The organism is Spirosoma humi, from assembly GCF_054776575.1.
Map to the genome: position 1 here is coordinate 289,302 of NZ_BAAHBR010000005.1, position 6,946 is coordinate 296,247.

Below are 6,946 nucleotides of genomic sequence, written 5' to 3' on the forward strand. Positions count from 1 at the left end.
CGGGTTAGGTATTCTTTACGGATGTGCCATGTCGATGAATAAAGCTGCAGAAAATATATTATTTATTTCGTTCTTTTCAAAGCTGTACTTGTTTCCGAATATTAAATTTAACTGTTTGTCGATATTAGTAAGTCCAAGTCCTCCCTGCGTATAATTAGGAACATCCTTTTTACGATTCGATGAGGTAAATCGAATGCTATCTTCCGTCAGATCAATGCTGATAGCCGCGGGCGACGTTGGGTCGAACATGTCGCCGTATTTAAACATGTTCTCGACGAGTGAAATCAGAATCAGGGGCGGAATCGTCAGTTGGCGCTCATGGTCTTCGCCGGTAATGCGCAACTGCACATGCAACTGATCACCGAAGCGGTATTGCTGAATTTTCAGATAACACCGGATGTAATTCAACTCCTGACCAACGCTTACCATCGACTGGTAGCCAACTTCCGATACGCTGCGCATCATCTGCGACAGGGCCATAATGGAGTCGGCCAGTCGTGGCGACACCATGAGCGCATCGGCAAAGAAAAAATTGAGCGTATTGTAGAGAAAATGCGGGTTTAGCTGTGCCTGTAAGAACGCCAGTTCCGATTGCGTTTTTTCGGCCTGGAGGGCCGCAATTCGCTTTTCGTGGAAACGCTTCTGACGCTCTAACCCAATCGAATACAGAGCGAACCAATAGCCATAACTAAACATAATGTACTGCATGGCCAGCCAGAGTGAATCAGGAATGAAGCGGTCGTAAACAATGAACGATTGGGTGTAAATTGTTGTGATCCCCAGGGCTGGCATTAGGGTATAAAACATCCAGAACCGGATGCCTACGTACCCACCGATCAGGAGCAGCGTGTACAATACCAAACGAACGTATTGTTTTCGCTGAATGCAGGGGTTGATGATGGCGTAGACGTTCGTGTAGAATAAAATGGCTACCAACCCATACGTAAAGGGCATCTGTACAATGAAGGCACGCTGAAGACTCCAGGAAAACAAAAGCAAGTTGTTGACCAGCAGGTATATGGCCCAGACCGCCATGTGAATAAGGATAGTCTTTCGGTTGACTTTCAGCCAGGTTGTCAGGCGGTGCATAAGCAGCTAAGTAGGGTTTTGTACTGAGAAAGACTGGTTTCGTATAATATTTTAGGGGAAGCGTACCAGGTGATGCAACTTTCGGACATCAACGCAAAGAAATCCAAACCTCAACCAAAATAAGCGATGAAAACCTCTACTGCAACTACCGTTCAACTGAACCTCACTGTAAAGAAAGTAGCGAACCTGTCGGCTAAACCTGGCTTGGGCAACGGGCCGGGAGTGACAACCCTGCCGACTACGCTGTTTTGACCAACGCCTTTATCGGGCAACGGCCTGTTCGTATAACGCAACGGCCGATTCGTACAATAAACTGGCCTGGACCGAATCACCCCACTTACTTTGTTTCACGGCTTGCCTAACGCACTCGAATAAGCATGAACGCTCTGATTTTACCGGACAACGCAGCGACTATCCAGGCTATAGAGCGGCAGCTGAACCGGTTGGTGCGCACTGCTTTTGAGGAACAACTGATGACCAGCGCCGACCAGTGGCTTTTTTCTGTCTGGAATGGCTCCGCCAACTGGCCGCTGTTGGAACATCTGCTGGCCGATAAGACACAACCCGCCGGTAGCATTCCAGTCCTGATCGGGTGTTTACAGGCGTACCGACAGCACCCTACTAAGCGGCAGGCGGCTCTGCTGGAACAGCTGGACAAACTGGCTTACGAACAGGCCATGAGCCGATTAAGCCAGGGGCAGGTTGGTGTCCTGCGGGGAGGAATGGCCTCTCTTCATTACCTTCTGCTGGCTGGGATGTATGCCGAAAAACCACATCAGTATTGTGAACAGCTTGTTCGACTGGTGGCCCATAAGCGAAGGAACGACGCTGATGCGGTGGTGGATTTGTCGATGGGGAATGGCCAGACAGGACTGATGCTGACGCTGATCGAGATGGCCCTACGGATAAAATCAGGTCAGCGTATAGGGGTTAGCGTTATTGAGCTTGAGACGATCGTCGACGGTTATATACGGTACTTGATGGAGCACCAGATTCCTGTTGATACGCGAGCCGATACCTGGTTTCTTTTTCCAACGTCGGTACACGGGGATGAATGGAACATAACGGAGCGACTGACGTGGGAGGCCGGTGACGTAGGTCAGTTCTTGCTGCTTTACCGGGCGCATCAGCTACTGGGAAAACCCAATCTAGTGCGCTGGGCCGACCGGCTCTCAGGATTCGTTCTGCAACGACGCGCCATGAACCACGTCAGACTCGATCCTCCGGGACTGATCGACGGGAAAGCCGGCCTGAGTCTGCTTTACCGACGGCTGCACCTGATCACGGGCGAGGCCGATTTCAGGCAAGAAGGGGAGTACTGGCTCGGGCAACTCCTGACAGACTTACAAACAAAGCCTCAATCGACCGACTGGTCGTTGCTGACGGGTACGCTGGGAGTCAGCGGGGCTATTCGCCAGTGGTTAGGCAACGATCTGAGTCTTGATCTGCTGTTTTTGTAACCAGAGACGTTGCGTTCATCCGGACGAAAACACCTAAAACCGAATTACTTATAATCGACTAAAACCATGAAAAATTTACTCGTTGCGGCTATCCTGATGGCTGCTCCAGCCAGCCTGCCTACGGCTCAGGCTCAGAACGTACCCGTCCAGTTTGCCGCCCTGCGAACCCCTACGCTAACGGCTCAGGCTGTCCTGGAAAAACACATAGAGGCTCTCGGCGGAATCGAAAAACTCAATGCCCTCAAAACGGTGATTGTCAGGCAAACGACGTCTGCCCAGAATCAGGAAATACCGCAAACGTTGTATATCCTGCCCGGCAAGGGCATACGGAGCGAGATGAATGCAATGGGAACGCAGATTATCGTAGTTGCGCGTGCCGACAGTGGCTGGCAGGTAAATCCACCCCTTTACGGCAATGGGCAGGCCGTTGCCCTGTCGGCCAGGCAGGCCAAATCGGCTTCTGCGCAGGCCGATCTGTTTGGGCCGTTGGTCAGTGCACAGGCAAAGGGCCACACGGTTACCTACGACGGGGATGAAAAAATTGAAGGCGACCTCTGTCATAAACTGACCGTGGTTACCCTGACGGGCGGACAATACACGGCCTATATCGCGCAGAAGAACTACATGCTGGTAAAACTAATTACCAAGAGTTCTGAGATCTATTATGCCGATTATCGATCGGTCGATGGCTACTGGTTTCCGTATACTGTCGAGGTGATCAGCGGGGGCAACAAGGCCAGTTTGATCGATCGCAGCTTTGACGTGAACAAGCCGGCCGATGAAGCGCTGTTCAGGATGCCGACGGGCAAGTAGCCGATAAATTTCTGTTTCGGAGTTATTGTTCACGTTTATCCTCAGTCTCTATGAGAGCGTATTTGGTCATTTGGTTACTGATCGGTGCCCTGCCCGGTTTTGGCCATCCCGTCGCGCGAGGGCATAGCCTATCCGATACGTTTGCCGTCGCTCGGCCGGAAGGGAAATGGATAATCCGCGGAACGGTTGCCGACTCAGCCTCAAACCAGCCCGTACCCTATGCCAGCCTACGGCTGGTCGAGGCAGAATCGAAGCGCGCCGTGATTGGCCTCACTACCGACGTAAACGGGCAATTTCTGGTTGAGGTGAGGCCTGGCATAACCTGCCGCCTGGAGGTGTCGAGCGTGGGATTTGCTTCCAAAAGCCTACCTGTTCCACCGCCCCAGGCCGACCGGCGAACGGTGCTGACCATCGTGATGCGGGCAACGGCGATGGCTATCCAGGAAGTGTCGGTGCGGGGAAGCAAGCCCGTCGTGGAAGAGCAACTCGACCGATTGGTGTACCATGCCGACCGCGATCTGACGGCTCAGGGTGGTTTAGCCACCGACCTTCTGCGGAAGGTGCCCCTAGTAACGGTATTGCCCGACGGCGGGGTGTCGGTTCGGGGGGCTGCCAATGTCAAGATTCTCGTGAACGGCCGAAGCTCGGTATTATCGAACAATCCGGCCGAACTGCTGCGGCAACTACCGGCCGAATCCATCAAAACGATCGAGGTGATTACGTCTCCATCGGCCAAATACGAAGCCGAGGGGTCAACGCTCATCAACATTGTTACGAAGAGAAACCTGGCTCAGGGCCTCAACGCAACCCTGAACGGGGGCATCGGTAGTACGGGTAGCAATGCCGCCAGCAGCTTGTCCATGAATTACAAGAAGCTGAGTCTCACGTCGGGCCTCACGGGAAACTGGTTCTACAACCCCTTTGCGGCCGATGCCGATGTGTATCAGCTACGTGGAGCCGACCGACAGCGGGTCATCAGTCAGCAAGCTAGTGGCACCATCGGTATACAGGTAATGAATGCCAATGCAGGTATAGAGTATCGCTTATCGGATAAAACGTGCCTGCTCATCGGGCTGAACCACCGGGTTCGGCAGGTTCGGACTGACCGCGACGCCCAGTTTAGCACCGATGCCGGTGAACCAACGCTGCCCGCAGGTCATTATAACTCGCTGATCGACTCGAAAACCAACGACTGGAATGCCGAGTATAGCCACACGTTCGGCAAGGCCCAGCAGGAACTAACGGTTAGCTGGACAGGCGGGGTCACCCGCAATCAAACCGTTGCGACGCCTGCTCCACCCACGCAGGCCGACATTCGGTCGCAGAACAACGAGCACGTATTTCAGGCTGATTACCAGCATCCGATTCGCCGAAACTGGCTGTTGGAAACGGGCCTTCGCTTCACGACACGCCACATCAGCAATAGCCTGACTGATTCGTTAACCGACCATCGACTGACAACGCTACGTTATCACCAGCAACTAGCAGCTGCGTATGTATCCAGTCAGTGGGATCTGAAAAAGAAGTGGAGTTTGCGAACGGGACTTCGTCTGGAATCGACTACGAACGACATTCAGCAACAGATGGATCAGCGGAATCAGCGATACACGAATCTGTTTCCGACTGTGCTGGTGCAGAAACGGCTGAAGAACGCCCGTAGCGTGAAAATGGCCTATGGCCTGCGCATGCAACGGCCACCCGCTCAGTTGCTGAACTCCGCCGTAGCGACCACCGACCCAATAAGTCGCTATGCCGGGAACCCGCTTTTACTACCCGAACAGATTCATACGGCCGAGCTTAGTTACAGCACCTACATGAAAGCGAACTCGATCATTATGAGTGCCTTTGTCCGGCATACACATCAGCCCATCAGCCCGTATAATGCGCTCGTCGGCACTGCTCTGGTTACCCAGTACGTGAATCTGGCCGGTCAGACAGACATCGGTATCAATCTGTATACCTCCGTCAAAACCGGTCCGCGCTGGCAAACTATAGCAACGGCCAACCTGTACTACGCAGCCCTTCGGGGCGGGCCCGGACTGGGAAATCTGAGCAACGAGGGCGCAAATTACACGCTCGGTACCCTGTCGACCTACGACGTATCGAAAACATGGGCCGTTCAGCTCTACGGCGGGTATAATTCAGCCCGGATACGGTTGCAGGGGCGCGATGCGAGCTTCAGTTATTACCAGTTGAGCGTCCGCAAAAGTTTACCCCAGCAACGGGGCAGTATTGCCCTGGGAATTGACAATCCTTTGCTCCGACGGGCTACCTGGATCAGCTATAACGAAGCGGCCACATTCGCTTTTCGCAGCGTAGCCTACCAGTATAACCGGGGTGTCCGGCTGACGGTGATCTACCGGATCGGTAAATCAGGACCTCGTCAGGAGTCCGCCAAAAGCCGCGAACGGCGCCAGAGTGATCTTAAAGAAGACCAGTGAGTTTACACAAATGCGTATTCCTAAACCCTTAAACCTCCTTGATGTATGATCTCGTTTATCCGTAAATCGTTATTGAATGCCTACACGGCACTGCCCATGCTGGTTTGCTTGCTGGTGGCAACCTGGACCAGCCAGGCCAAACCCCTCACGATCAGTCGTTCCTACTCGGGAGAGGACATGTTTCGGGGGCTGTTTTTCCTGGAAGGCAGCTATGCCGAACACCTTCCGGAATTGAAAAGCCTTAGTCTGAATTACTCGTATAAACTAGCCAAAGCGGCCGACAAGGCGATGGTCAACAAGACCCGTGATCAGCTCATTGCCACCATTCGGACCACCCACCCCGCCTATTTCGACAAACTTCGGGCTGCGCTGGAAAGTGGGAATCACCTGAAAGTCGAACTGGCTTTGCGCACCGGTCATCAGGTACTGACCAACGCGGCCGAAAAACTCTACAAGCTGAATGCCGGACAACTGGTGACCCTACAGAAGCAGGCCGCCAAACTATCGGCCGAAGGCAAACTGAATCAGCAGGTTGTGGAGCGTATGGCTACCGATCTTCAGAAGAATCAGTTTCATATTCAGCGCGATAGCGGCACGTGTGTGCTGCTGCCAACGGGGGTAGTTTGTGTACTACTTGTTTGTATGTACTGCCCCATTGTGGTCTATGTCGTTGCGGTCGAGGAGATGGCTCATGCCGACTCAAAGCTGATGACCGAGCAGTTGGTGGCGTCTATCTGCCAGCTAGCGGCCAATCCCTCCTGATAGTATCCCGAACGGCCGTCGCCAGTACCGCTGACCGCCTACTTTTCTACCTGTATCTTCTTTCCTGTAAGATAGTCGTTGACAGTGACTTACCGGTATAAGTCGTTGCCCCGACAGCGTGTGTTTCATTTTTCACAAGTATCTCTCATCAATTTTCAAACCCTAAACCTGTTTATCACTCATGGTTACTTTTATTCGTAAATCACTCCTGAACGCTTACACCGCCCTGCCCCTGCTGATCTGCTTCGTGCTGGCCTCCTTCAACAGCTTTGCCAACACCAACAAAGCCACCCGCACCACCTTTTTGAGCGGCCAGGAGCTCTTCGAGGGCGTCTTCTTCCTGGAAGGAGCCTACGCCCAGATGCTGCCCGAGACCCAGTC

General features: G+C 53.2%; 7 protein-coding genes. 6 read left to right on the forward strand and 1 reads right to left on the reverse strand.

The features are described from left to right. Positions 1-15: 15 nt before the first annotated feature. Positions 16-1,089, reverse strand: a complete 1,074-nt coding sequence (locus ACYU8Y_RS08190; protein WP_460936039.1) for a sensor histidine kinase — start codon at positions 1,087-1,089, stop codon at positions 16-18. Positions 1,090-1,215: 126 nt separating this feature from the next. Between ACYU8Y_RS08190 and ACYU8Y_RS08195 the strand changes: the two genes are divergently transcribed. The 6 genes from ACYU8Y_RS08195 to ACYU8Y_RS08220 form a co-directional block, all read left to right on the forward strand. Beyond that, positions 1,216-1,341, forward strand: a complete 126-nt coding sequence (locus ACYU8Y_RS08195) for a hypothetical protein (RefSeq protein WP_460936041.1) — start codon at positions 1,216-1,218, stop codon at positions 1,339-1,341. 125 nt (positions 1,342-1,466) lie between these two features. Beyond that, a complete protein-coding gene (locus tag ACYU8Y_RS08200; protein ID WP_460936042.1) occupies positions 1,467-2,549 on the forward strand; it encodes a glycoside hydrolase family protein in 1,083 nt (360 codons plus the stop codon). 66 nt (positions 2,550-2,615) lie between these two features. Then, on the forward strand, positions 2,616-3,362 hold the full coding sequence (locus tag ACYU8Y_RS08205; RefSeq protein ID WP_460936044.1) for a hypothetical protein: 747 nt from the start codon (positions 2,616-2,618) through the stop codon (positions 3,360-3,362). A gap of 50 nt (positions 3,363-3,412) precedes the next feature. After that, positions 3,413-5,803, forward strand: coding sequence for a TonB-dependent receptor (locus ACYU8Y_RS08210; RefSeq protein WP_460936046.1), 2,391 nt, complete (start codon positions 3,413-3,415; stop codon positions 5,801-5,803). 45 nt (positions 5,804-5,848) lie between these two features. After that, positions 5,849-6,565, forward strand: coding sequence for a hypothetical protein (locus ACYU8Y_RS08215; protein WP_460936048.1), 717 nt, complete (start codon positions 5,849-5,851; stop codon positions 6,563-6,565). A gap of 181 nt (positions 6,566-6,746) precedes the next feature. After that, on the forward strand, positions 6,747-6,946 hold a 200-nt coding region (locus ACYU8Y_RS08220), incomplete at its 3' end, for a hypothetical protein (protein ID WP_460936050.1).